The sequence below is a fragment of the Paenibacillus uliginis N3/975 genome, from assembly GCF_900177425.1.
Classification (GTDB): Bacteria; Bacillota; Bacilli; order Paenibacillales; family Paenibacillaceae; genus Paenibacillus_AQ; species Paenibacillus_AQ uliginis.
The window spans coordinates 3,340,480-3,365,730 of sequence record NZ_LT840184.1 but is presented as its reverse complement, the minus strand read 5'-3'; the positions used below and the strand labels follow the sequence as shown (position 1 = coordinate 3,365,730).

General features: G+C 44.2%; 24 protein-coding genes. 20 read left to right on the top strand and 4 right to left on the bottom strand.

From position 1 onward, the window contains the following. Window positions 1-59 precede the first annotated feature (59 nt). Complete coding sequence (qoxA, locus tag B9N86_RS15820; protein WP_208914135.1) at window positions 60-998, bottom strand: cytochrome aa3 quinol oxidase subunit II; 939 nt, start codon at window positions 996-998, stop codon at window positions 60-62. A gap of 530 nt (window positions 999-1,528) precedes the next feature. Between qoxA and B9N86_RS15815 the strand changes: the two genes are divergently transcribed. From B9N86_RS15815 to B9N86_RS15785, 7 genes are all read left to right on the top strand, one after another. Then, window positions 1,529-1,921: a DUF2500 domain-containing protein gene (locus tag B9N86_RS15815; protein WP_244562717.1), complete on the top strand. Its 393-nt coding sequence runs from the start codon at window positions 1,529-1,531 to the stop codon at window positions 1,919-1,921. Window positions 1,922-1,952: 31 nt separating this feature from the next. After that, complete coding sequence (locus B9N86_RS15810; RefSeq protein ID WP_208914134.1) at window positions 1,953-2,549, top strand: AAA family ATPase; 597 nt, start codon at window positions 1,953-1,955, stop codon at window positions 2,547-2,549. A 17-nt stretch (window positions 2,550-2,566) separates the two neighbouring features. Further along, window positions 2,567-3,136, top strand: coding sequence for a GNAT family N-acetyltransferase (locus B9N86_RS15805; RefSeq protein WP_208914133.1), 570 nt, complete (start codon window positions 2,567-2,569; stop codon window positions 3,134-3,136). Between the two features lie 470 nt (window positions 3,137-3,606). After that, window positions 3,607-4,533: a metal ABC transporter solute-binding protein, Zn/Mn family gene (locus B9N86_RS15800; protein WP_208920425.1), complete on the top strand. Its 927-nt coding sequence runs from the start codon at window positions 3,607-3,609 to the stop codon at window positions 4,531-4,533. Between the two features lie 2 nt (window positions 4,534-4,535). Next, on the top strand, window positions 4,536-5,264 hold the full coding sequence (locus B9N86_RS15795; protein ID WP_208914132.1) for a metal ABC transporter ATP-binding protein: 729 nt from the start codon (window positions 4,536-4,538) through the stop codon (window positions 5,262-5,264). A 3-nt stretch (window positions 5,265-5,267) separates the two neighbouring features. After that, window positions 5,268-6,197 carry a metal ABC transporter permease gene (locus B9N86_RS15790; protein WP_208914131.1) on the top strand — a complete coding sequence of 310 codons (930 nt, stop codon included), beginning with the start codon at window positions 5,268-5,270 and terminating at the stop codon, window positions 6,195-6,197. A 1-nt stretch (window position 6,198) separates the two neighbouring features. Then, the gene (locus tag B9N86_RS15785; protein ID WP_208914130.1) at window positions 6,199-7,077 is read left to right on the top strand and encodes a metal ABC transporter permease; all 879 of its coding nucleotides are present in this window, start codon (window positions 6,199-6,201) and stop codon (window positions 7,075-7,077) included. A gap of 9 nt (window positions 7,078-7,086) precedes the next feature. Here B9N86_RS15785 and B9N86_RS15780 read toward each other — a convergent pair whose 3' ends face one another. Beyond that, complete coding sequence (locus B9N86_RS15780; protein WP_208914129.1) at window positions 7,087-7,770, bottom strand: DinB family protein; 684 nt, start codon at window positions 7,768-7,770, stop codon at window positions 7,087-7,089. A 259-nt stretch (window positions 7,771-8,029) separates the two neighbouring features. Here B9N86_RS15780 and B9N86_RS15775 point away from each other — a divergent pair, with 259 nt between their 5' ends. The 5 genes from B9N86_RS15775 (at window position 8,030) to B9N86_RS15755 (ending at window position 12,355) form a co-directional block, all read left to right on the top strand. Further along, window positions 8,030-8,530, top strand: coding sequence for a GNAT family N-acetyltransferase (locus tag B9N86_RS15775; RefSeq protein ID WP_208914128.1), 501 nt, complete (start codon window positions 8,030-8,032; stop codon window positions 8,528-8,530). Next, complete coding sequence (locus B9N86_RS15770; protein ID WP_208914127.1) at window positions 8,520-9,089, top strand: GNAT family N-acetyltransferase; 570 nt, start codon at window positions 8,520-8,522, stop codon at window positions 9,087-9,089. The genes B9N86_RS15775 and B9N86_RS15770 overlap by 11 nt, the downstream gene beginning before the upstream one ends. Window positions 9,090-9,096: 7 nt before the next feature. Continuing rightward, on the top strand, window positions 9,097-9,909 hold the full coding sequence (locus tag B9N86_RS15765) for an alpha/beta hydrolase family protein (protein WP_208914126.1): 813 nt from the start codon (window positions 9,097-9,099) through the stop codon (window positions 9,907-9,909). Window positions 9,910-10,003: 94 nt separating this feature from the next. Then, window positions 10,004-10,510: an NUDIX hydrolase gene (locus B9N86_RS15760; protein ID WP_208914125.1), complete on the top strand. Its 507-nt coding sequence runs from the start codon at window positions 10,004-10,006 to the stop codon at window positions 10,508-10,510. A 255-nt stretch (window positions 10,511-10,765) separates the two neighbouring features. Then, a complete protein-coding gene (locus tag B9N86_RS15755) occupies window positions 10,766-12,355 on the top strand; it encodes an alkaline phosphatase family protein (RefSeq protein WP_208914124.1) in 1,590 nt (529 codons plus the stop codon). Window positions 12,356-12,466: 111 nt separating this feature from the next. Here B9N86_RS15755 and cls (B9N86_RS15750) read toward each other — a convergent pair whose 3' ends face one another. Together cls (B9N86_RS15750) and B9N86_RS15745 are read right to left on the bottom strand one after the other, a co-directional pair. Then, on the bottom strand, window positions 12,467-13,879 hold the full coding sequence (gene cls, locus B9N86_RS15750; protein WP_208914123.1) for a cardiolipin synthase: 1,413 nt from the start codon (window positions 13,877-13,879) through the stop codon (window positions 12,467-12,469). Window positions 13,880-14,060: 181 nt separating this feature from the next. Then, window positions 14,061-14,687, bottom strand: coding sequence for a class I SAM-dependent methyltransferase (locus tag B9N86_RS15745; RefSeq protein WP_208914122.1), 627 nt, complete (start codon window positions 14,685-14,687; stop codon window positions 14,061-14,063). 334 nt (window positions 14,688-15,021) lie between these two features. Here B9N86_RS15745 and B9N86_RS15740 point away from each other — a divergent pair, with 334 nt between their 5' ends. The 8 genes from B9N86_RS15740 to B9N86_RS15705 all read left to right on the top strand — a co-directional run bounded on the left by B9N86_RS15740 (window position 15,022) and on the right by B9N86_RS15705 (window position 25,213). After that, window positions 15,022-15,252 carry a hypothetical protein gene (locus tag B9N86_RS15740; RefSeq protein ID WP_208914121.1) on the top strand — a complete coding sequence of 77 codons (231 nt, stop codon included), beginning with the start codon at window positions 15,022-15,024 and terminating at the stop codon, window positions 15,250-15,252. Between the two features lie 323 nt (window positions 15,253-15,575). Further along, window positions 15,576-15,893, top strand: a complete 318-nt coding sequence (locus tag B9N86_RS30990; protein WP_208920423.1) for an ATP-binding cassette domain-containing protein — start codon at window positions 15,576-15,578, stop codon at window positions 15,891-15,893. 17 nt (window positions 15,894-15,910) lie between these two features. Continuing rightward, on the top strand, window positions 15,911-17,680 hold the full coding sequence (locus B9N86_RS30805) for a DUF3658 domain-containing protein (RefSeq protein WP_208914120.1): 1,770 nt from the start codon (window positions 15,911-15,913) through the stop codon (window positions 17,678-17,680). Window positions 17,681-18,073: 393 nt separating this feature from the next. Next, window positions 18,074-19,522 (top strand): cardiolipin synthase, encoded by a 1,449-nt coding sequence (cls, locus tag B9N86_RS15725; RefSeq protein WP_208914119.1) that lies wholly within the window; start codon window positions 18,074-18,076, stop codon window positions 19,520-19,522. A gap of 195 nt (window positions 19,523-19,717) precedes the next feature. After that, entirely contained in the window at window positions 19,718-20,755 is a 1,038-nt protein-coding gene (locus B9N86_RS15720; RefSeq protein WP_244562716.1) for an acyl-CoA dehydrogenase family protein, read from the top strand. A 302-nt stretch (window positions 20,756-21,057) separates the two neighbouring features. Beyond that, on the top strand, window positions 21,058-22,782 hold the full coding sequence (locus tag B9N86_RS15715) for an ABC transporter ATP-binding protein (RefSeq protein WP_208920421.1): 1,725 nt from the start codon (window positions 21,058-21,060) through the stop codon (window positions 22,780-22,782). Next, entirely contained in the window at window positions 22,779-24,641 is a 1,863-nt protein-coding gene (locus tag B9N86_RS15710; protein WP_208914117.1) for an ABC transporter ATP-binding protein, read from the top strand. The genes B9N86_RS15715 and B9N86_RS15710 overlap by 4 nt, the downstream gene beginning before the upstream one ends. Window positions 24,642-24,730: 89 nt before the next feature. Continuing rightward, window positions 24,731-25,213: an SRPBCC family protein gene (locus B9N86_RS15705; RefSeq protein ID WP_208914116.1), complete on the top strand. Its 483-nt coding sequence runs from the start codon at window positions 24,731-24,733 to the stop codon at window positions 25,211-25,213. The last annotated feature ends 38 nt before the right edge of the window (window positions 25,214-25,251 follow it).

Here is a 25,251-nt window from a genome sequence, read left to right as displayed (position 1 = left end):
CTCCTTTCTGGATGTCCGAAGTGCATTTCGTCTTATGGAGGAGCAGATCCTCCATAACATTAATGTCCTTCATGGTTTGTTGAGCTATGTTCGTCCGGGTTATCATTATGTTCACTGTCCGGATCGGAATGCTCTGTTCCGTTCTCCTGATGAGCTGCATTTCCGTGATGACCATGCTCAGCAGGTGGAGGGCTGAAAGTCAGGTGGTTATTCGAGAAGGACATTCTACCGACGTGATCCGTTTCAAGAAGCTTATTGAACTCGGTTTCGGTTAATTCAGGTGCAGTCTCCTTAACGTCTTTCACCCACTCATCAAACTCAGCAGGAGTCATTGCCAGTGTTTCGAATTCCATGTGTGCGAATCCTTCGCCGCTAAAGTTCGAGTTCTTACCGATGTAAGATCCAGGGACATCAGCAACCAGATTGAGTTTAGTTAACATGTCGCTCATGGCATATTTTTGTCCTGCCAGCTGAGGAATCCATAAGCTGGTGATCGGCCCGAAGGAATAATTCCGGAACTCAATCGGACGATTTGTCGGGATGTTCACATAGTTAACGGTCTCAATGCCTTCCTCCGGATAACTAAAGTGCCATTTCCAGTCCGAGGAAGAGGCGTAGATAACAAGAGGTTTCTGGTCCTCATAGCCCTCTGGAACGTTTTCAACGGCAACCGTGGTTTTCACAGTTACTACCGACAGAAAGGCTACAATAATAATAGGAATAGTAATCCAAGTTATCTCTAACCACTTGCTGCCCTCTTCATGTGGAGGCACATAACCTTCATTAGATTTCTTAGCCCGGTATTTCACTAGCATAAAGACAAATAAGACGTAAACTACAGCTAAAACTCCGAGCATCATGATTATGGATAATATGATGGTCTCAGATAGGGTCCTTGCAGCTGGTCCCTTAGGATCTAGTACTGTAAGCGAGCTGCATCCCGATAAGAGCAAGGTTAAGCTCAGGAACAATGCAAATAACGGCCCTCTTTTTTTCATGTTGTACCCCTTTCCTTCCTACTCGTTCTTCAAGCGTTATTCATTCCTATTGCTATAGTAAGAAGTCCGTCAGTGCTTTGCAAAATGAATTTACTTGCTACATTGACATTTAATGGTTTAATAATGACGAAGTGTGTAACATTGTGTGTTCAAATTGTTACAAAACGAACTGAATGTGAGACAGATCACTGTAATACTGCGGTTTACGGTGAGTTCATAGTTTGTTCATACATTCGCGATAGTTACCAGATTTGTCACAATTTCAGAGCGGAAAAATCTCTTTAGTCCTTGCAGGACAAGACATTTAGCCAGTTATGTAATTGGAGGAACCGCAGGCAAAGTCTGGTGAAGCGTAAGAAGATGCAAATTCATTTTTCTATAAGTATCTAGTTATTCTATTAATTTGTAATAGATCAAAATCATTGAGTCGTGATTAGAGGTATTTTTTTACTGCTGTTTGTAACTATTCCGGGCCTAAGGACGTTATTAAAAGTAGTACTGATCGAAAATTAAATGAAGGGAAGATCGAGATGGAGGCATTAAGCAGCCCAGGATTCGGCGGAGCTCCGGCATTTATTCCCATGTTTGCTGGCATTGTTGTGGTGGTCGTTGTTGTCATCGTTCTTGCCAAAGGAGTTCAAGGCTTGATCACTTGGTCATCTAACAATGCAGCTGAAATGTTGAACAAGCCAAGTGAGATCGTCACTAAACGGACGCAAGTTTGGGGTGGATCTGGCGATTCAAGAGCATCGACAAGTTATTACATTACCTTTGAATTTGAAGACCATTCACGGCAGGAGTTTGAAGTGAAGGCCAAAAAATTCGGGATGCTTGTTGAGGGAGATATTGGTATACTTACATACCAAGGTACCAGATTTATAGATTACGCCCGCTATGATGAACCTGCTAAGGTAGTCGATTAAACTATTAAAAAATACATACCGGAGTGAAATTATGATTATATGGATTAACGGGGCTTTTGGATCGGGAAAAGGCCAGGCTTCTTACGAACTGAATCGAAGAATCCCCGACTCATTTTTGTTCGATCCCGAGAATGCAGGTTATTTTATACGTAAAAATGTACCGGACGAATCTAAAGTAAGTGATTTTCAGCATTACCCGATGTGGAGAGAATTTAACTACTCTATGCTGCGCTATTTGGATGAGACGTCATCCCGAATCATAATCGTCCCTATGACGATTACGGATACTCAATACTTTGATGAGATTGTCGGCCGGTTAAGGCGCGAAGGTGTGACTATACATCATTACACGCTCTGTGCTTCAAGGGAAGTCTTACTCAAGCGGCTTAGAAGTCGGGGGGATGGGTCAGAAAGTTGGCCAGCGCAGCAAATTGATCGGTGTATTCAGGGCTTGTCTCATGAAGTGTTTGGACATCATTTAGACACTGATTCGATGAGCATTGATGCTGTTGTGGAGCAGATTGCCTCTATGTCTGCTATCGATCTTCTTCCAGATCACCGAACGGATGCCAGAAAAAGATTGGACCGAATCCTGACGCAGATTAAACAGATTCGTTTATTCAATTGATGAGGGGGCTCAGAATAATGAGCTTGATACTGCTTGAGTTTCCTGAAAGTTTTGAAACGGACCGACTGCTTATTCGTGCTCCGTTATGGGGTGATGGTGTGGCTGTTAACGAAGCTGTCAGGGAGAGTGCGGAAGATCTGCGAAGGTGGCTTCCTTTTGCGAATAACATTCCCTCAGTGGAAGAATCGGAAGCTTTTGTTCGAAAAGCCAGATTGAATTTCCAGGAAAGAACGGATTTGGTACTGCATCTTTTTGATAAACAGACGGGCTCATTCGTGGGCAGCAGCGGTTTACACCGAATCGATTGGGAAGCACGTAAGTTTGAGATCGGGTACTGGATACGCAGCTCATGCTCTGGAAGGGGACTGATGACTGAAGCCGTAAACGGTATTACGGATTACGCAATCCGTGAACTAGAAGCTAATCGGGTTGAGATTCGGGTTGATTACAAAAATACTCGCAGTCAACATGTAGCGGAAAGGACTGGTTTTTCGCTTGAAGGTATACATCGGAATTGGAAGAGGGATGGCAGCGGGGAGCTTATGGATCTCATGATCTATGCTAAAGTGCGCGGACATGAGTACTAGAACTTCGATAAATCAATTAATAATAGAAAAGCTCCTGTTCAATAATTATCAGGCCTGAAATATTCGGTCGAATAATTATCGAATGGGAGCTTTTTTGTGTTGCATTTCTGTTTAGAGTCATATTTCAAAATTTTTTTATGTAGTTAAAAATGTTTACCTAATGAAAAAAACATGCTCCTGTATATGTAACTTTTTCTGCTGTTTAGGCTGATATTACGCATGTTATAAGAAGTTTCTATTATATTATCAGATCCTTGTGTAGGACGGATTAAGCAGGTTTTTAAAAGATATAACCTCTTGACAAATAACTATTTTGAAATTACTTTGGAAATAGAATTAATTTTGCCTTAGGGAAAAACATTTGTTGTTGTCCATATTTGTTTTATGAGGGCACACTATACAAAACTTCCCATACACATTAGAAGGAGAAGAGGGTGAAGAACAAGATGTATCAAAAAACAGCAAAGTTCATGAGTATTATGGTATTAGGGTTTTCACTTGTGCTCGCAGGATGTTCTGCTCGTCAGGAGAAGGCTAATGGGGAATCAGTGGATGGGAAGATCCAGATTGTAACGACCATTGCACAAATTGCGGAGCCGATTTCGGTTATCGGCGGTGACAAAGTGAGTGTGCAGAGTCTGATGGGTCCTGGCGTGGATCCGCATTTGTATAACGCAACGCAAGGGGATATCCAGAAGCTTGAAGGCGGTGACGTCGTATTTTACTCCGGTCTGAATCTTGAAGGGAATATGACGGAAATCTTCGAGCAGATCGGTAAGAGCAGACCTGTTCTTGCTATCGGAGAAGTCATACCGAAAGAACAGTTGCTGACGGATGATGCCAAAGCGGTAGATCCGCACATCTGGTTTGATCTGGATTTGTGGAAACAGGCTCTGGATTCTGCCGTTGAAGAGCTTAAGACGTTTTCTCCGGATAACGCAGAATACTTTGAAAGTAATAAGGTCAAATATTTCGAAGAGCTCGACGCACTGAGTAAAGAATCTAAGGATAAGCTGGCGCAGATCGAGAAAGACAAACGTGTTATTGTCACAGCACACGATGCTTTTGGTTATTTTGGAAGAATGCATGATATGAAAGTTGTTGGACTACAGGGACTGAGTACTGAGGATGAAATCGGGATTTCTGATATTGACGAGACCATTCAAACACTACTCGAATACAGCATCCCAGCCGTATTTGTAGAAAGCAGCATTAATCCAAATTCGATAAAAGCGGTCATTGAAGGAGCGGCAAGTAAAGGACTGAACGTTAAACTCGGCGGTGAACTGTTCTCGGATGCAATGGGGAAAGAGGGAACACCTGAAGGCACTTATATTGGAATGTATCGCCATAATGTGGACACGATTTATAAATCATTAACAGGAAAAGGTGAGTGATTATGTCTGTACTTAACGTTCAAGGATTAACGGCATCTTATCGTAAAAACAAAGTGCTGAACGATGTCACATTCGATGTTCAGCCGGGCTCACTGACCAGTATCGTAGGGCCGAATGGTGCGGGGAAATCTACGCTTCTAAAGGTCATGCTGGAGCTTCACCCGAAACTTTCAGGCACCGTCAGCTTTTTCGGTTCTACACTCAGTAAAACAAAGACACGCGTTGGATATGTGCCGCAGCGCGGGTCAGTAGATTGGGATTTTCCGACCAATGCACTGGATGTTGTCATGATGGGATTGTATGGTCAGGTCGGGTGGCTGAAATGGCCTAGGCGCAGTCACAAGGAAAAAGCCATGGCATCACTTGAGCAAATGGGGATGGCAGACTATGCCGAGCGGCAGATCAGTCAGCTATCCGGGGGACAGCAGCAGCGGGTATTTCTGGCTCGGGCTTTAGTCCAAGAGGCAGATTTGTATTTCATGGATGAACCACTGGCTGGCGTAGATGCGGCCACAGAACGTGCCATTATGACGACATTGAAGGAACTGAAGATGTCAGGCAAAACCGTAATGGTTGTCCATCACGACCTCCAAACCGTGGAGGACTATTTCGATCATGTGCTGCTTCTAAACCGAGGTGTCGTGGCCCACGGCAAGACGGAGGACGTCTTTACAAAAGAAAATGTGTACAAAGCTTATGGCGGGGCACTGCGCTGGATGAAGGAGGCGTAAACAATGGATACGCTTTTTTCACCGAATACACAATGGGTTCTATTAAGTACATTGATTCTTGGGATGGCAGCGGGAGTTATTGGATGCCTCGCTTATTGGAAACGACAAAGCTTGATGAGTGATGCGTTATCACATGCGGCATTGCCTGGTGTTGTAATTGCCTTTGCACTCTCCGGAACGAAAAGTCTACCTGTTATGATCGCAGGGGCAGCCGTAAGTTCCTTGATCGGTGCTTTCATGATCCAATGGATCCGCTCCTCGTCCCGGATCAAGGAAGATACGGCCATGGGCATGATTCTGTCAGTATTTTTCGGCCTTGGAATTATGCTGCTGACTATCGTTAACCGATCGGCCGGAGGTAACCAGAGTGGTCTGGACAGTTTTATTTTTGGCCAGGCGGCTTCCATGGTGCGTCAGGATGTCTACACCATGCTAATGCTAGCAGTGCTCGTCATGCTCGTTGTAATTATCGCATTCAAGGAGTGGAAGCTGTTCTTGTTCGATCCTGACTTTGCCAAAGGATTGGGCTTGTCCGGTCGTCTAATGAACACCGTTTACTTGGCCGTTCTTGTACTGGTAATCGTCATCGGAATTCAGGCGGTTGGCGTCATATTGATGTCGGCGCTGCTTATCATTCCTGCTGTCAGTGCCCGTTACTGGACACATTCTTTTAAATGGATGGTTATTCTCTCTGCTGTTTTTGGCGGGGGAGCGGGAATGACGGGAACGATGATTAGCACGCTTGGCAAAGGCTGGCCTACAGGGCCGTTCATCGTCGTCTCATCTTCTGTACTATTTGTTATATCGCTTGTGTTCGGCGCAGAGAAAGGGCTGCTGATTCAAGCCTTGCAGCTTCGCTCGCAGAGAAAGCAGCATGTTGAGCAGTCTCAAGTATGGTCTAGACAGACGGTTTCGATTAAGGAGGCGGATTAAGATGAGTTACACAGCGTGGATACTGCTAACCGCTTCTCTTGTCGGATTGTCCTGCGGTATTATCGGCGTATTTCTTATTTTGCGCCGAATGGCAATGATGGCCGATGCGATTAGCCACACGGTTCTGCTCGGCATCGTCACCGCATTTCTGATCACCCGGGAGCTTAGAGGAACTCATATGCTGGTAGGAGCCATCATTGCCGGCTTGTTGACCGCCGTGCTTGTGCAGTGGTTTCACTCACGAGGTGTTCAGCAGGATGCCTCCATCGGAGTGGTGTTTACTACGATGTTTGCAGTTGGGGTCATTCTTATTGCTACCCAAGTTGGAAATGCCCATTTGGATGTGAAGCACGCATTGATGGGTGAGATCACCTTTGTGCCGTGGAACAAAATCCAGATTCCTTGGCTTGGAGAAGTCCCTGAGGCGACATTTATTCTGTCCGTCGTATTACTGGTAGTTATCTTGGTTATTCTCGCATTCTATAAGGAATGGAAGATCACTTCATTTGACCCTGCTCTAGCGGCAAGCATTGGTATACCCGTTGTTCTTATGCATTACGTGTTTATGTCACTTGTATCTGTGACAACCGTTGCTGCATTTGATGCGGTAGGCGCGATTATGGTCGTTGCCATGTTAATTACACCAGCTGCCGCTGCCTACTTATGGACTGATCGCATGTCGATCATGTTAGTGCTGAGTGCTACATTCGGTGTAGTATCGGCGGTCGCTGGGTACTACATTGCGGTATGGCTAGACACCTCCATCTCCGGATCAATGGCATTTGCCACCGGAATCGTGTTCCTGCTCAGTTTCCTTCTGTCGCCTAAACACGGAATACTGTCCCGTTATCTAAGACCGTATACTGTGTCAGATGCATAGCTGAGTGGGTCATTGAACCTTATGCTTGATACGAATAGATCGGTTCAAATGAATAAAATGATGTCTTGTAGCGGGCATAAGAACCAAACCGGCAATGGTTTTGCCGCCCCAATAATCAACAAGCCATTGTGATTTTTCATTCACTGCACCTTGTTCTATTAATTTCTGGAGTCGAGCTGATTCAACCTTTTGTTTCAACTGTCCGGGTTGCAGTGATTGTATGATTTCACGTGTTCTGCGTCCTACTGCAATCCGGTATAACAATAATGCTTCAATATCCATAGCAGCGCTTAAGAGGGCAACTTCTTCAGCCAACATGTCATTACCCGAATGATGGAAGGGAACTTTCATCTTATGCTGCCAATCTTCTGTCATGAGAACTTGGTCACTATCGTTAACCAGAATATTCATTGTCATATCTTCAATTCTGGCGCTGTGCCAAATATGCCATATGATCGAATTGCTTGTATCTGTCATACGCACAGGATAAGTTCGAAAAGTTTCTTCTTTAATGTCTGTTAATAGTTCATCCTCCAGACTTTGAAGCTCTGATCCTGTCATCTTCGATGAATACAATAAAGCATGCTGTTTTAAAAATAATTGTACTGCTTGATGATGTTGAGCAGGCTTTGTAATGATATTCGTTAATTGCTTATGATTCGCATTCCAAGCTTTGCGTTGTTCTAAATTCATAGAGAAGCACCATCCCTAAATTGATGAATAATAAATGCTAAAATTGTGAAGTGATTGTTGAGTTTTGGTTCATCCTCATGTCCATACAGAAAACCGTAGAGCCTTAAGCTCTTCGGTTTTTTTGTGTGCTAAGCATTTGTGATTGCAAATTATAACATTTTAGAGTTATTTTGATGATACAATAGAGAACAAATCCTGGGTATACAAAACGTTACATGTGTGATGCTCAGGTTACCTTATAATAAGGAATGTGATCAAAATGGATTATAAATTATATCTTGCTGTTAAAGATGAAAAAGATATTTTTGCAAATTTAATGCAGTATTACTTCTACGACTTTTCGGAATTTATCGATATTGATGTGGAAGGCGACGGACAGTTCGGTTACTACCCTCATCTGGATAGCTATTGGAGCGAAACAGACATCCGTTTTCCTTATCTACTGAAGATAAACGGTAAATATGCCGGTTTTGCTCTTGTCAGACAAATTCAAACGGAGGAGAAGACGTATTTCTCTATGGCCGAGTTTTTCATCATGAAAAAATACCGCCGGTCTGGTGTGGGTAAACAGGTCGCCAAAGAATTGTTTGATCTGCATCCAGGAGCATGGGAAGTGTTCCAATTAGCAACGAATATACCTGCTCAGCGTTTCTGGACCAAGGTTATTTCGGAGTGCACAAAAGGTGAATATCAAGAACACGATGATAACGGAAAGAAAACCCAGGAATTTATATCGGGGGAGATTGGGTATGTATATTGAGACAGAGCGGCTTGTAATACGCGATTTTACGAAGGAAGATTGGCAGGAAGTTCATACTTATGCCTCCAGTTCGAAGGTCGCGGAGTTTATGATCTGGGGACCGAACACCGAGGAAGAGACACAGGAATTCATCGAACGGACAATTGCCATGCAGGAAACTATTCCGCGTGTAGGATATGAGGTTGGCGTCTCTCTTAAGGAGAATGGAAAGATTATTGGAGGCTGCGGGTTACATATGGAAGGAAAGAATGCGGAGATTGGCTATTGTTTTCATCCGGATTACTGGGGCAAAGGATACGCATCGGAAGCGGCGAAGGCCGTGTTAACCTTAGGATTTCAAGACTTGGGTGCTCATCGAATCTATGCAACCTGCCGGCCGGCAAACATCGGATCAGCCGGTGTAATGATCCGTAATGGCATGATTAAGGAAGGGCATTTACGGGAGCATATGTATCACAAGGGTAAATACCATGACTCTTATCTATACTCGATATTAAAGGATGAGTTTGACAGGAGTCTTCTGGCAAGTGCTACTGATATCAAAGTAATTGAAAGGTAAGAACTGAATGAAACGAATAATAACTGAACAATACAATATTCAAAATATCCCTCTGTTTACGGTATACCCTGAGGGGCTGGAGGATATGCCTGTAGTCATCTATCTTCACGGTTATTTTGGAACCCGAAAACAAGGTCTTGAGTTGGGTCACCGACTGGCAGAGCAAGGCATATACTTTATTTCTTTTGATGCAATGGATCATGGAGAACGACAGTCTATCCAGGCAATGGATGGTGCGAGACAGGTCTATCCGCCGGATACCGGTCTGGATACGTGGCTGCATATGATTGAAGTGGTTCAACAGAGCTGCAAAGATATAAACCTTATTATTGAGAATCTTCACAATGATCCAAGAGCAGATACCAAGCGACTCGGTGTGACGGGCATGTCCATGGGTGGATACGCGACATACTCCATTTTAGCTCAGGATGATCGTGTGAAAACAGCCGTCCCCATGATCGGATTACCTGCTTTTCTCAAACGCTTCGAAGATGTATGGCTTGAGACCTTAACCTATTCGAAATGGTCGGACGAATTGTGTAAATCACATGAAGAAACCTTGAGAATTATGAAAAATATAGCGGATATTGATCCGGAAAAACGAATTAAGAACTTTTATCCCAAGCCGCTCCTTATACTTGCAGGAGATCAGGACTTGGATCAGCCGAAAAAATACACCATTGATCTATATAGGGAGTTAAAAAGCGTATATGCACAGAAGTCTGATCATTTAAAGTTATCCGTTCATGATGGTGTAGGGCACTATGTATCTGAGAGTATGATGGAAGAAGCATGCCAATGGTTTATCAAGTATTTGTAATCTCAAGCAGCTATTTCTGTAATTTAAGTATTGTTATTTTAAACTGCATTTCTATATGTGAAACGAGATGTATTAGGAATTGGAGAGCAAAACAATGGAAGATAAGAAGATCTTACTTAGAAAGAATGGCGTTACGATTTACGAAGACAGCTATGGCAAGGTGTATTTCTCCAAACAAAATCCGGAATCCGTTGTTATTCTGGCCCGAGATGGCAACCAGTTCATCTTGATCCGTCAATTCAGAAAAGCGGTAGACTGCCATGTCGTACAGCTGCCGGGCGGAGGCGTAGAATCAGGAGAGGATTTGGAAGCGGCTGCACGACGTGAATTCTTAGAAGAAGCAGGAATGCAGTGCGGCACTATGATCTATCTTGGAAAGCTGTTTCCCGCTTCTTGGAGATGCAATGAGATTACCCATGTTTATTTTACCGAAGAAGTGATTAGTACCAAGGATCAGCAGCTTGAAGATTATGAGAATATCGCAGTTATACGCTTGGACGTTCAGGATTGTATCCGCCAGATCAAAGAGAATGAGATTCAAGACTCGGAGCTGGTCTACGCGATATTGCAGTTGAAGTTACGAGGTTATTTGGAGGTTTAATTTTTGGATACTCGGTATAGCTTTCATGCCACTCGAGCCGAAACGACCGTCTTTACCGGATTTTGATTTTTAGATAGTTTGAGTTTCCTGCAGTAGAAGGCTGCCCTAGCTACAGTTTGACTGTAGTATGGGGCAGCCTTTTTAGATATATCAGAATTTCGAACTGTCGAATGGTGAGTATAAAAGTTAGCATATGACGTACTCTATACATTGTAAACTTTTGACTCTTTGTGATTAGGTAGGTGAACGGTATTCATGCGTAAAAAAACGGTTCGGATGGTGCTGCTGCTCTTTGTTTTAATTTCGGTCTTTGGATGCCAAAAACAGGAGACGAAAACGAAAGAACAAGATCTAACCCAAGTGAAGTCGATTAACGGAGAACACGCAAAGAAAGTCATATTTCTGCTGGTTGATTCTTTAATGGCTCAAGCGATCGATAGAGGAATCGAACAAAATGAGCTTCCCACATTACGATATTTAATTGAACATGGTCAGTATTACAAGGACGTGGTTACCTCTTTTCCAACGATGTCCGTAACGATCGATAGCTCTCTGCTGACAGGAACTTATCCGGATGGTCATCGTGTGCCGGGACTCGTATGGTATTCCTCGGACGATAAGAAAGTGATCAATTACGGAACCGGGCCGATGGAAGTGTTCAGACATGGGATAGATCCGGTTATGGTTGACGCATTAATCAACTTGAATGGCAAACATCTGAATCAACAACTACCTACCATTTTTGAAGACTTGGCTCGACATGGACTGAAATCAGGTTCCATCAACGGTTTGATATATCGGGGTACGAAGGATCATACGCTGTCGATACCACCCTGGATTCAAGGCCCTACTATCTTGCCAAAAGAAATCAAAGTGAAAGGACCAGATTATTTGGCCCTTGGTTCATTGACGAATCCACTCGAAGGCATTCAAAATCTGCCTGATGGTCTAACGAGTCGTATAGGAATAAACAATTCATATTCAGTGGAAACGTTAAAATATTTGATAAAAGCAAATAAATTGCCAGATTTTTTATATGTTTATTTACCTGATTTGGATCAGAAACTTCATAAAAAAGGTCCGTCTGATTTAAATGGAGTCAAAAAAGTGGACCAACAGCTTCACTCAATGTTGCAAACATTCGGTTCGCCGGAAGAAGCCTTAAGCAAAGCGATTTTTATTATCGCAGGGGATAGTGGAATGACCCAAATTCTACCTGCCCGAGAAAACCCGGTTATCGATTTGCCTACCCTTTTCAAGGATTATCATGTTTTGCGACCAGGTGAAACCGTAACGGACAAAGTAGAGATCGTCCTTGCCGTAAATGAAACGATGGCTTATGTATATAAGCTTAATACGGATAAATCGTTAAGAAGCATAGCTAACTTATTGAGTGCTGACCCACGCGTAGATATTGTTTCATGGAAAGAAAACAATTGGATTCACGCAGTTCAAGGAGAAACATCCAGAGAGGTCATGTTTAAAGCTAGTGGACAGCTGCTTGATCCTTACCAACAAAAATGGACGGTCGAACATGATTCGGATGTGCTGGATTTAAAAATCGATACTGCGAATCAAACGATAAACTATGGTCAATACCCTGATGTATTGCAGAGATTATCCGGGGCTTTGAATTCCCACTCGGGGGAATTTTTAGTGGTTACCGCAAAGCCGGGCTATGAATTGGCAGACAGAAGCTCTCCGACACACAATGGCGGCGGAGGCCATGGATCTCTTAGTCAAGAGGAATCACTAATTCCCCTTATCGTGTGCGGAACTGATCAAAAACCCCAATATTTGCGAATCGTTGATTTAAAATCATTTCTGCTTAAATTATTTTTCTGAAAAAAGACTCGCGCTCGCTTTTATAGCGACGCAGAGTCTTTTTGTTTTAAAAGCTATACTGCGATTGTCTGAACTAAACGGCAGGGCCAGTTATTTAGCGGTTAAAATTCCCTAAAACATCGCTGAGAGCAATCGAGCGAAAATTTCTTTGATCTTTTGAATTTTGGGTCGATCTTCGAATTCTGATAACAAAATCTCTTTGCTTCCGTCAAGATCGCGGTAAAAATCTTGTACCAAACGGTCGACCACTTTCCCGTCAAAAAAAACCGCATTGATTTCGAATTGGCCGCTCAGGCTGCGTATATCCATGTTTGCGCTGCCACAGCATGCCAAGTCATCGGAAATAATAACCTTGGCATGGATGAACCCTTTTTGATAACCGTAGAACCGAACCCCTGCCTGCAATAATTCTTGGGCATAGGACAAAGTAGCGCTATGAACGATATTTTTGTCAGGAGGTCCAGGGACTATGACTCGAACGTCGACTCCTCGGAGGACAGCCGTTTTTAAAGCCAACAAAACACCAGAATCGGGAATGAAATATGGCGTTTCTATATAAACACGCTTCTTCGCCGAAACGATTAGGGAGAAAATAAGCTCCAGAATGGTCTCGTCCGGACCGCTTTTCACGATTTGCACAAGTTCCTTCCCCCGACTTTCCTGCATGGGAAAATAGACGGGATCGGTTAAGAGTAGCCCTTTGACCAAGTGCCAATCCGTTAAAAAGGTATATTGGACCCAGAGTACAGCATCGCCCTCAATACGAAAATGAGTGTCTCGCCAGTAGCCTATTTCCGGATCCTTCCCCACATATTCGTCCCCAATATTCAAGCCGCCAAAAAAGCCGATTTTGCCGTCCACCACCACAATTTTGCGATGATTACGGTAATTGAGTCGCTTATCGACGAACGTGGTCAATGGCGGAAAAAAGCACCCCGTTTCCACGCCTGCATCCTGCAGTCGTTTCAAATAGGCTTTTCCCAGCCGTCGGCTTCCGAATCCGTCATATAAAAAACGCACTTTTACCCCTTCCAATGCTTTTCGGATTAACAACCGTTCAAAACGGGAACCGAGCCGGTCGTCGCGGATAATGTAAAATTCAATGTGGATATGATGCTCAGCTCCGGCCATCGAATCCAACATCGCTTCAAAGGCTTGTTCTCCCTCGGCGTATACCGTCGTTTCATTACAAGCGGTAATAGAGGGGATCGGTAAGTTTTTCAGAAAAGTATGCAAATTGTCGTCTTGCCAAATGGTTTCTTGCCTTTCATTCTGTATTTTCTGTTTGCTTCGGTGAATGAGATCTGTCCTGATTTGTTCCCAATACATATTTTCTTTCTGCTGAAGGGCAGGGTGTCCACGATATTCTTGCGCCATAAAATAATACAGCAGAAACCCGATTGGCGGAAACATAAACAGGATGGCTAGCCATGCAACCGCATTGCTCGGACGGCGAAATTCGATAATGATAATGGTTGCAAATTGGATGATAATCAATAGTAGAGCTAACATGATCCAAAACAATTTTCTGTTTCGCCTCCTCGGAAGGTCATCGAACATATGTATAAACGTTCTTGTTTTTAATGTTGTAAAATAAAAACAGCCATGAAGGGATACCCCGTGGCTGCTAAAGGATAGCGTCTTGATTTTGAGTGTTCAGAGCAAACTACTCCAAAGACATACGTTTTGACTTGGCATGCGACTGTCATGGTTTATTACCACCCTGTGACAATGATTTGGGAGTTGCCGAGAAAAATAACTCGTGATACAAGAAACATTTTCGAAATCGGTTTATGACATGTGAATTATATTCATTCTCTCGAAAAAATTGAATGTATTCTTCTTCATTCCGGATATATTCGCCATTGTCATAGAGATTCATAAACCAATTACATACTGGTTTTTTTTTGCATTTACAAGGTTCCATTACAATGATTGTTCCGTCCGGTTTTAAAATTCGTTTAAATTCCTTCATGTAACTTGCAATTTGTTCGGACGAAATATGGTGCAATACTGCGATTATGAGAATGTAATCGACAGACTCATTATCAACAGGAAGCCGGCCGTTTTCAAGAACATGAAACGTGTGATTCGGATACTGCCGTCTCGCGTAATCAATACGTTTGGCGTCCGGGTCGGTACCGACATAATGGATCGGCTGAACCATCGAGCAATTAGCCCCTGTACCAGAACCAAAGTCAAGCACGACCTTATTGTTAAATGTGAATCGGGACTGTACGTGATCATGAATATATTTTTTGGTAAACCATTTCGGACGAACGAACCAATGATAAAGCTGGGGTGCAAACGAAGTGTTGAAAGAGATCACCATCCTTCCTAATAGAAGTCAACGACAATAATCTAACCTTCCAAACCGAAAAAAATTCAAGAAACTTTTACATAATAGCATCCAACAGGTACCTTTATTTTTATCCGGGAAAATGAAGAGAAGTAAAGTTCAGTTTGAAATTATCGGCTCCTTAGTTACATGACGACTAAAAATTTTAGATTGGGGAACCTTTTCTTCGTTTGTAGAAAAGGAATCTGTTCAACGAGATCGAAATTTTGCATCGTCAACCACCAATTTTTCGAAGTGTGATGGTCCATTTCAGACCGGTTACTGGGCGGAAACTTAAGAGTCTGACCCGTCAACCGCCAATTATTTAATGGCAGATGGTCCATTTCAAGCCGATTACCTAACGCAGACTCAAGAATCCATTCCGTCAACCGCCAATTTTTCGAAGATGGATGGTCCATTACAGACCGGTTACCCAGCGGAAACTTTCGTTTCCCGGAGCATGGGGCAACAGTTGGGAAAATATAGTATGATGGAGCAGACACTGGCACGGCTTGTGCTGGTCACTTGTTTTCAAATTTTGGTCGCTTTTCCGTTGTAGCTGTTACTTATGGATCAAGGTGCTCATGTCTCCATGCTTCATTTTTACATGGAAAGCTGTAGTTATGCTCTCTTCCATCGGAATTATTGTAGAGATTAGGAACACATGTTCTTATACCGTGGAAATGTTGACTTCTCCGCAGTCCAATGACTTCTATATCATCCGGTGGTCTATGTTGTTTACTTCTTGCTGTTTTAATCTTCGTCTTCCTCTTGAGTCAGCGAAAGCGGGGGAATGAGTAGATGAACTGATCTCAATTGAATGTGATCATGTGACCGCGAACCGGGATGGGCACAGGGTTGTTGACAGTATAACGTTATCCTATTTCTCCGGGCATTACCTATCTAATCAGACCTAACGGCTCTGGCAAAAGCTTATTCATTCAGCTTCTGACAACTGTTGTTACTCCTGACCATGGTTCAGTGGTGTACTTTGAACGGTGTACCGAACAAATGTTCTGTAATCGTAAAATGACCACCCGAGAAGTACGGGAAGTGACCGGTTATTTGCCTCACCGAAAGAAGGACAAAGCTCGGCAAACTATCCGGAGGCCAGAGACAAAGATTCGGCTTACTCCAAGCGCTTATCGGTATCAGACCATTCACCCATCAGACAGCAGATTATTGAGTGAAAATACATAGGAGGTGCTTATATCGTTATGAGTAATCAACACGATGAAGTATTGAAACAAGCAAGACTTTTTGTAAGAAAAGAACTGGAGCATGACAGTAGTGGCCACGATTGGTGGCATATCGTCCGTGTAACCCGGACCGCTAAAATGCTCGCTATGACAGAAGGCGCAGATGAATACATATGCGAATTGTCTGCACTGCTGCACGATATTGCAGATGAGAAGCTGAACGAATCGAAAGAAGCTGGAATGAATAAAGTGTTGAACTGGCTCATGCAGGTCGGCGTTGCCTTAGATGTGCAGGAACATGTTTTGGATATTATCGCTACGATGTCGTTCGGTAACCGTGCAGGGGAGCCTCCGGCGACACTGGAAGGCAGGATTGTTCAGGATGCGGACAGGCTGGATGCCTTGGGTGCTATCGGTATATCCCGCACATTTGCCTACTCCGGCTGGAAAGGTCAGGCCATTTATGATCCTGAGCTTAAACCCAGAGATAGCTTTACTCGGGAAGAATACCGCAGTGGTCGAAGTACGGCTATTAATCACTTCTATGAAAAGTTGTTAAAGCTAAAATCAATGATGAACACCGATACCGCTAGGGTGCTGGCTGAGGATCGGCATGAACGAATGAAACAGTTTTTATGGTCGTTTGATTCGGAGTGGGGACTGGCCAATGAATCATACATAGAAGAGTCTCTGAAATTTCGTGGTGAGCTTCAGCGGGTTCATATCGTCTTCGATGCATCTTCGTTAGGCTCTCTTCGAATGACTCTTCGCGATCATCCAGGTGAGGTGCCTGTTATGCTGGAAGATGATCTGATGGTGGGACCTCTACCAGATGTTAGTGATCCTCAAGGAGCTGCAGATCGAATGAGCTGGTTCCGCGAGAGGTCCTCCGGGACAGAAGAGCGCGACGAGTTGATGGATACGCTTATGAAAGCAGCGTTCGCTTGGAAGTCTATGCCGGATCAGCTTGCCAAGTTTCCACTTGTCATTTGGGTAGGAGGCTCCGCTTCAGAGCAAACGGGTCTAAGAAGACTAATAGCTACTCTACCTCGGGAAACTCATGTTTCTGTCATTCATACAACCGACGCCTTAAGTTCTGAGACGGTTCAATATTCTCATACAGGTGAAATTGTACATAGTAAACTTGCGTTGCTTTTGGGCAGCGAACAGGTTCTTACCTTGCAGGCCAAAGATGATCTGGCTCAAGATTGGTTTCGCTTGACGAAGGAACAAGGTACACTTCGGGTTCTTAAAGATAAGAAGCTGCAGACCGTACCCGAAAGTTATTTTGATCGCAATATTTTGGAGGCCGCGCTGGAGTTAGGTGCATTGGATGGTACCTTCAAAAAATCAGCCCGTATTATCGGACAAGTGATTGGGTATTCGGAGCAGCGGGTTTCGGATTCTTTCATCGAGTATCGAGTGCGCGAGCTCATTCATGACGGATTGCTGGATTATGAGGGAGAACTCACTGGCATGCGTTATTACAGCATCTCTCTGAACGAGAAGGGAGTAAAAGCTGCAGGTGGTTCATCTAACCCTCGGTCCGCACAATATGCAATCCTCAAATCTGCTCTGGAAGGTCTGGGCGAAACCCATTTTGAAGAAAAAACCATGGTAGATGAACTTCGGAAGCTTGTATATAATGAATCCGATCAAAATGTGGAGCAAGATGATCTTCGGGCTCAGCTTGTGGAGATCATTGATAGCTACCAAAAACATTTTGAGAAGCGGGTAGAGTTATTGGATGTTCTCGCAAATATGACTCAGCGATACAGCAATCAATGAATATGGATACACATTTATGCTTGTTCCAGAAGCAGTTCCGCTTCAATTTCCAAAACAAACACTCAACGAATAGAAACCGCGATAATCGCGGCCAGGCTGTCAAGAAAGTCTCGACAGCCTTCTTTTATGTCTTTATCATTTAATGTGACACCGCGTTAATGTATAAAGTGGATATAACTATGTTTAGAAGATGGTGCCCCGCTCGTGATACGTCCCACTAAGTGTACTAATTTACGTCGAATCTGCGTAGTGATAAACACGATGTCAATTAAATAAGATTGTGGCTATTATCTGGACAGTCGTGCCACCATATTGGTATGCTTATGCTTGATGCCCTACCAATTGGATATGGAGCGAGTTTAATACATAAAATATACTTGAAGGAAGATTGATATGAACATCACAACCTGGCTGCTTGGGCTCATTATTTTTTTGAACATTGTATTTGCGTTCGTCGTTATTTTTCAGGAGAGAAGAGACGTCGGGGCAACGTGGGCATGGCTGTTGGTGCTGCTGTTAATCCCTATCGCCGGTTTTTTGCTGTATTTATTCTTTGCCCAGAACTTCAGACGCAAGAAGTTGTTTTATTGGGACGACATTAAAAAAAGAGGTTTGGATCGGGGCTTGAAATCCCAAGTGTCACAGTTTCGTTCGCAACAGTTTCAGTTCCGGAATTACTCTTCAGCTCTTTATAAAGATTTAATCACCATGAACCTGCTTAATAATCAAGCTGTGCTCAGTGAAGATAATCAGGTGAAGATTTATACGGATGGTAAGGAGAAGTTTGCAGCCTTGTTTAGAGATATCGAGGAGGCTACAGATTTTATCCATGTTCAGTACTATATTATTCAGAAGGACAATCTGGGCAGACAATTGATGGAGTTGTTGACCAAGAAGGCCAAAGAAGGCGTTAAAGTCCGTGTACTGTATGATGAGCTTGGTTCCAGACGGATCAATAAAAAGTTTCTTAAAGATCTTCGGGATGCCGGCGGACAAGCTGAAGCATTCTTCCCGTCCAAATTTCGTCTTATCAATATTCGTCTGAATTACCGGAATCACCGCAAGCTGGTCATTATCGATGGTAAAATCGGTTACGTGGGCGGGTTTAACGTAGGTGATGAATATCTCGGACTTGATCCTAAATTCGGCTATTGGCGGGATACACATCTTAGAATTGAAGGAACAGCCGTGTATTCAATACAGACCAGGTTCATACTGGATTGGAATCAGGCTTCCCATATTCACGATATTACTTACTTCCCAAGTCTGTTTCCTCATATACCGGCCAAAGGCGATGTGGGCATTCAGATTGTAACCAGCGGACCCGAATCGGAGTACGAACATATCAAGAACGGTTATTTGAAAATGATCACTTCGGCTCGTACGTCCATCTACATTCAAACGCCGTATTTTATTCCGGATGCAAGTGTCCTTGACGCCTTGAAAGTCGCTTCCTTGTCCGGGGTAGAAGTGAATATAATGATTCCGGATAAACCGGATCATATGTTTGTGTACTGGGCTACACTTTCTTACATTGGAGAACTGCTAAAGGCTGGAGCGAACGTCTATCTATACAGTAATGGATTTATCCATGCCAAAACATTAGTGGTCGACGAAGAAATCGCATCTGTGGGAACAGCCAATGTTGATTTCCGAAGCTTCAAACTTAATTTTGAGGTGAATGCTTTTGTATACGATGAAGGAATAGCCCAGCAGTTAAGTCATGAATTCAGGCAGGATATTTCCGTATCCACATTGCTAACGATGGAGAAATATTTGGAACGCTCGCGATGGATTCGGATTAAAGAGTCTATATCGCGTCTGTTGTCACCAATTTTGTAAGGAAGCACCACCGTATGACAATAACCAATTATCCCGTTTTCATTTGAATTGGATAATACGAATGAATATGCTAAACCAATAGCGCCCCTGCGAGGGGCGTTTTTCATTGGTTAGAGACCACGAGGATACTCATGATAGAATAAGAGTGACGAAATTGACGAAAGCGGTGGAGAGATGCTTCTAACACAGCAACAAATGAACAATATAAGAGAACAATCGTTACGAATGGAGCAGGAAGGGATCGCATGCGAGGAAGTGCTTCAGCTCATTTACGATCTTCGGTTGTTTCATCTGTTTGTGCCCAATGAACTGGAAGGACGGATGACTTCATTACCGGAAGCCGTACAGATCTTTCAGAATTGTTCACGCATTGATGGCAGTTTTGGATGGCTGGTCACCATCGGTGCCGGTGGAGGTTTTTTTGCATCATTTATGATTCCTGAAGTAAGTCAGAGAGTATATGCTCATCGAACAGCGGTCATTGCTGGCAGCGGCACTCCGTCCGGAACAGCACAACGTGTAGAAGGTGGGTTCCTGGTTAACGGGAGCTGGAAATATTGCAGTGGTTCCACCCATGCGACGGTGTTTACAGCGAATGCGGTGGTGGAATCGAATGGATCAAGCGGGAATACCAGATCAGGAGAGGATCAGGAGATTCGCTCTTTCATTCTTTTGCCGGAGCAAGTACAAATTGATCCTGACTGGAACGCATTTGGACTAAAAGCGACCTCCAGCCATCGTATTTCGGTCACGGATATCTTCGTACCTGATGACATGACGTTTGTTATAACGGAAACGAAGGCTTACGAGAATGAAATGATTTATAAATATCCATTCCTGCCTTTTGCACAAGCATCTTTTGCAGCCGTTACGCTAGGGATTGCACAGCATTTCCTGGAATCAGCTCAAGAGTTATTGAAGCAAAAGACAGATCATCCATACGTTCTAAGTAAATTGAATGAACAGCAAGAGGCTTTACGGCAGAGTGAAATCGTCTTTCACGAAAGTATTGTTAAGTCCTGGAATGACCTGATGCAGGATGGACAACTCTCTCCGAAAACGGAAGGATGGGTTTCTGGACAATGCGTTTCTACGGCGCAAGTGTCGTTAAAATGCGGACAAGAGTTGTTTCCGCTGCTCGGTTTGTCGGCTGCTATGGAGAACAGTACAATCAATCGAACCTGGAGAGACCTGCAGACCGCTTGTCAGCATGCACTGCTCAGAAGTTATTGAGCGAAAGGATACAGATTCTAGAGTCGAAGTATAACCAGACGTAAAAATGATAGAAGCTATGGCCTTAAGTATAAGGCATGGCTTCTTTTTTTATTTAAGCCTTCTGTAATTGTAAGTGTTGGCGTATAAAGGCGAATAGTAAATATTTGTATTCTATTCCGTTTAGCCAAGGTATAATGAAATACGCCTTTATTTTGTGACTTGCAAACGATTTCTTCGCTATGGAAGGAAGTGTTTATTTGAGAGAAGAACCCAAGCATGATCTCAACAAGAAAGATAAAAGTTTTGGTATGTATCGGGATATGCTTGTTCGCTATGTATTACCGCAGCGGAAGCTGTTAACTGGCTTAACCGTGCTCCTATTCTTATCCATAGGATTGCAGCTCGTCAACCCTCAGATTATCCGTTACTTCATTGATACGGCACAGGGGGAAGGAAGTCTGACCCCCCTTTATTATGCAGCAGGCTTGTTCATCGCATTCTCCGTTCTTCAGCAAGGAATCTCTGTAGCAGCCGCTTACTTTAGCGAGAACTTGGGTTGGAAAACAACCAATAAACTCCGCTCAGAACTTGTGGAGCACTGTCTCTCTCTGGATATGAGTTTCCATAAAACACAAACGTCCGGCTCTCTGATTGAAAGAGTGGATGGAGACGTTAATGCACTAGCCAACTTCTTCTCCAGCTTCATCATTCATCTGTTCGGAAATCTGATGCTCATGATCGGCATACTTGTATTGCTGTTTCGGGAAAATGTGTGGATCGGGCTTGTCATGACCGTATTTGTCATTGGCAGCGTGTATGTTATTCAATACATTCGCCGATTTGCCATTCCGGTCTGGAAGCAGTGGAGACAACTGAACGCTGACTTCTACGGCTTTATTGGTGAGCATTTGGAAGGGACGGAGGACATTCGGGCTAATGGTGCAGCCGGATATGTCATGAATCGCTTTTATGAAATGTCGCGCCGCATGCTGCCGGTACGGGTAAGGGCCTTTCTCGGTTTTTTCATGATGTGGAGTACAACGATTCTTGTGTTCGCTTTAGGTAATGCAGCGGCCTTTATCGTATGCGCCATCCTGTGGAAAAATGGACAGAGTGGCCTGACGATCGGATCTGTTTATCTTGTCTTTTATTACACGGAGCTGCTCGCGAAGCCAATTGAGAAGATCCGTACCCAGCTCGAGGATCTGCAGAAAGCCGATGCTAGTCTGCTGCGCGTTCGGGACCTGCTGGCTATCCAACCGATTATTAAAGATGGACCGGGCGCGCCACTCCCTGATGGGCCGCTGTCTGTGAAGTTCCGCGGTCTTACGTTCTCGTACGAGGAAGATGGACAGACAACGCTTGATGATTTGAACCTTTCTCTGGAACCGGGACAGACGCTGGGGCTATTGGGGCGCACCGGCAGTGGAAAAACGACGATTGCGCGCCTTTTACTGCGCTTTTATGATCCGCAATGGGGAAGTATTGAGCTCGCGGGTACGGATATCCGCAGCTGTAAGCTTCACGAGTTAAGACGAAAAGTAGCGATGGTAACACAGAACATCGAAATTTTAGAAGGCTCTGTACGGGACAATCTGACATTGTTTGATAACGGGATACCGGACAAACAGATTGTAGAAGTGCTGAATCAGTTAGGACTTGGAGATTGGTACAATGCTCTCCCTGAAGGATTGGATACAGGATTGGCATCAGGAGGTGGTAGCCTTTCGGCTGGTGAAGCACAGCTTCTGGCTTTTGCACGGGTATTCCTGACTGAACCGGGACTTGTTATTCTTGATGAAGCTTCTTCGCGTTTAGACCCATTGACGGAATCCCGGATTGAGGAAGCAATAACACGTTTACTGCGCGAGAAGACGTGTATTATAATCGCGCACCGTCTGGCTACGGTGCAGAGAGCAGATCGCATTCTAATTCTTGAGAACGGTCGGACTGTGGAGAGTGGTGACCGTGAGAAACTGGCTGCCGATCCGGAATCCAGGTTCAGCCGGATGCTTGCCGTTGGAATGGAGGAGGTGTTGGCGTGAAAACAAGACATTTTTTCTGGCGGCTTATTATGTACCGGCCCGGCTTGTATTTGTTGAACCTTCTGGCCTGGTCGCTGATTCATATGGCACCTCTCATTCCTGGACTACTTACGAAAGCTTTCTTTGATCATTTGGAAGGTACTTATACTTTATCTTATGGCGTGTGGGGTATCGCAGCTTTGTTGGTCGGTGCGGCACTTGGACGTATTGCTTTGATATATGGGGGCTTCATGACGGATGTTCATTTCCGTTTTCGCGTCAGTGCTCTCGTTAGGCGAAATATGCTCGCCCATGTACTCAAGGAGCCGGGTGCACGTGCCATACCATGCTCTCCCGGTGAAGCTATCAGCAATTTTCGGGATGATGTGGAACAGGCGGAGGAGGCCACAAGTTGGTCCGTTGATACGCTAGGTCTCATTGGATTTGTCGTAGTAGCAAGCTGGATCTTAATCTCCATTGATCTACAGCTGACGGTGCTGGTATTCGTACCGTTGATTCTCGTAGTGACAGCGGCTCAGATTGCAACCACCCGAATTCAGAAATATAGGGCTGCAAGCCGGGAATCCACCGCCAAGGTAACAGGAGCCATCAGCGAAATGTTCGCCAACGTGCAAGCCATTCAAGTCGCAGGGGCTGAGAAACGCGTTATCGATCGATTCGTTAAGCTTAGCGAGAACCGCCGCCAGTCGATGGTTAAAGATAAACTTCTCACGGAGACGCTTTCGTCTGTCTTTACGAATTCCGTTAATCTGGGTACCGGTCTGATTCTGGTATTGGCCGGTTATAAAATGCGCAGCGGCGGCTTTACTGTAGGTGACTTGTCTCTGTTCGTATATTATTTAACTTTCGTCACACAGCTTATTTCAAATGTAGGTAACTTCATGACTCATTACAAACAATTAGGGATAAGCTTTGAACGTATTAAATCGATGCTAAGTGGTGCACCGGCATCACTGCTTACGGCAGCCAACTACATCGGTATCGGGCGTCCAAAGCAACCAGCAAATAATAGTTCTTTCGTGGCTGACCAAGATCGGAACAACTACTCCGGGATGAAGGATACATTAGAAGAAACTCCGGCGATTTCGGTCGCGGAGGACGGCCTTCTTACACCGTTTATCCAAGCTCCTATGCTTATGGTGCTGGAGGCACGCAGCCTGTCCTATCGTTATCCGGAAACAGGCCGCGGAATCCAGAACATTGATCTAACACTGAAACAAGGTTCTTTCACGGTAATTACCGGTATGATTGGCAGCGGTAAAACAACGCTCGTGCGCACACTGCTCGGACTTCTTCCGGCTGAAACGGGTGAGATCCGCTGGAATGGGGAAAGAATTGAGTCCCCGGCAGACTTTTTCATACCGCCGCAAAGCGCCTATACTGCACAAATCCCGCGGCTATACAGTGATAAGCTTCGTAACAACATTCTGCTGGGAGTAAAGGAGCAGCCAGGCAGTTTAGAGCGGGCGCTGCATTCAGCCGTCATGGAAGAGGACATCATTCATCTTCAGAACGGTTTGGATACGATCGTTGGGCCTCGAGGTGTAAAGCTATCTGGAGGTCAGGCCCAGCGAACAGCTGCTGCCCGTATGCTAGTGCGCGATGCACAGCTGTATGTATTCGATGACCTGTCGAGCGCATTAGATGTTGATACAGAACGCAAACTATGGGAGCGGCTGTTCCGCGAACGGGGCGGAGTGACCTGCCTAGTTGTATCTCACCGTAAAGTGGCACTTTCCCACGCTGACCATATCATTGTCCTTGCAGGCGGAGAGATCGCAGCAGAGGGTACCGCTGAGGAGCTCCTTGTATCAAGCGAAAGCTTCCGCCAGCTATGGTACGGAGAAGAAGCGGGCTAATGATTAGATAATAGAGACATTTGAATGTATAATCCCAAGCAATAAACATGAGATATAGTAACTAATCATACGGTTTGAGGAGGATTAACATGTTAGCTGTCATACAAAAAGCTAAAGAAGGATATGTTGCTACATTCGAGCGTAATCTGAAACATTCGGATGAAAAAGTCTGGGCTATGTTAACAGAGAATGAAAAACTGAAGCAATGGTTTCCCGAACTTCGGGTTGAAGATCTCCGCAAAGGAGGAGTTATTAAGTTTGACATGCAGGATGGTACATTTGAGGAAATGGAAATCATGGAGCTAAACCATCTTTCCGTATTGGAATATACTTGGGGAAATAATCGCGTACGTTTTGAACTTTATCCAACGATGACAGGATGTGATTTCAGCTTAATTGAAGAGATCAGTCAAATCACGGATCATACCCCAAAGGATCTTGCTGGTTGGCATGTATGCTTGGATGTTATCAGCGCTTTGCTGGATGGTACAACTCTAGAATCACGCGAAAACGAATGGAAACGATGGTATGAGGAATATACGCAACTCATAGAGAGATTTAGTCAAGATTAGAAGACAATGATCTACGCTGGAGTATAATTAAAGCCATA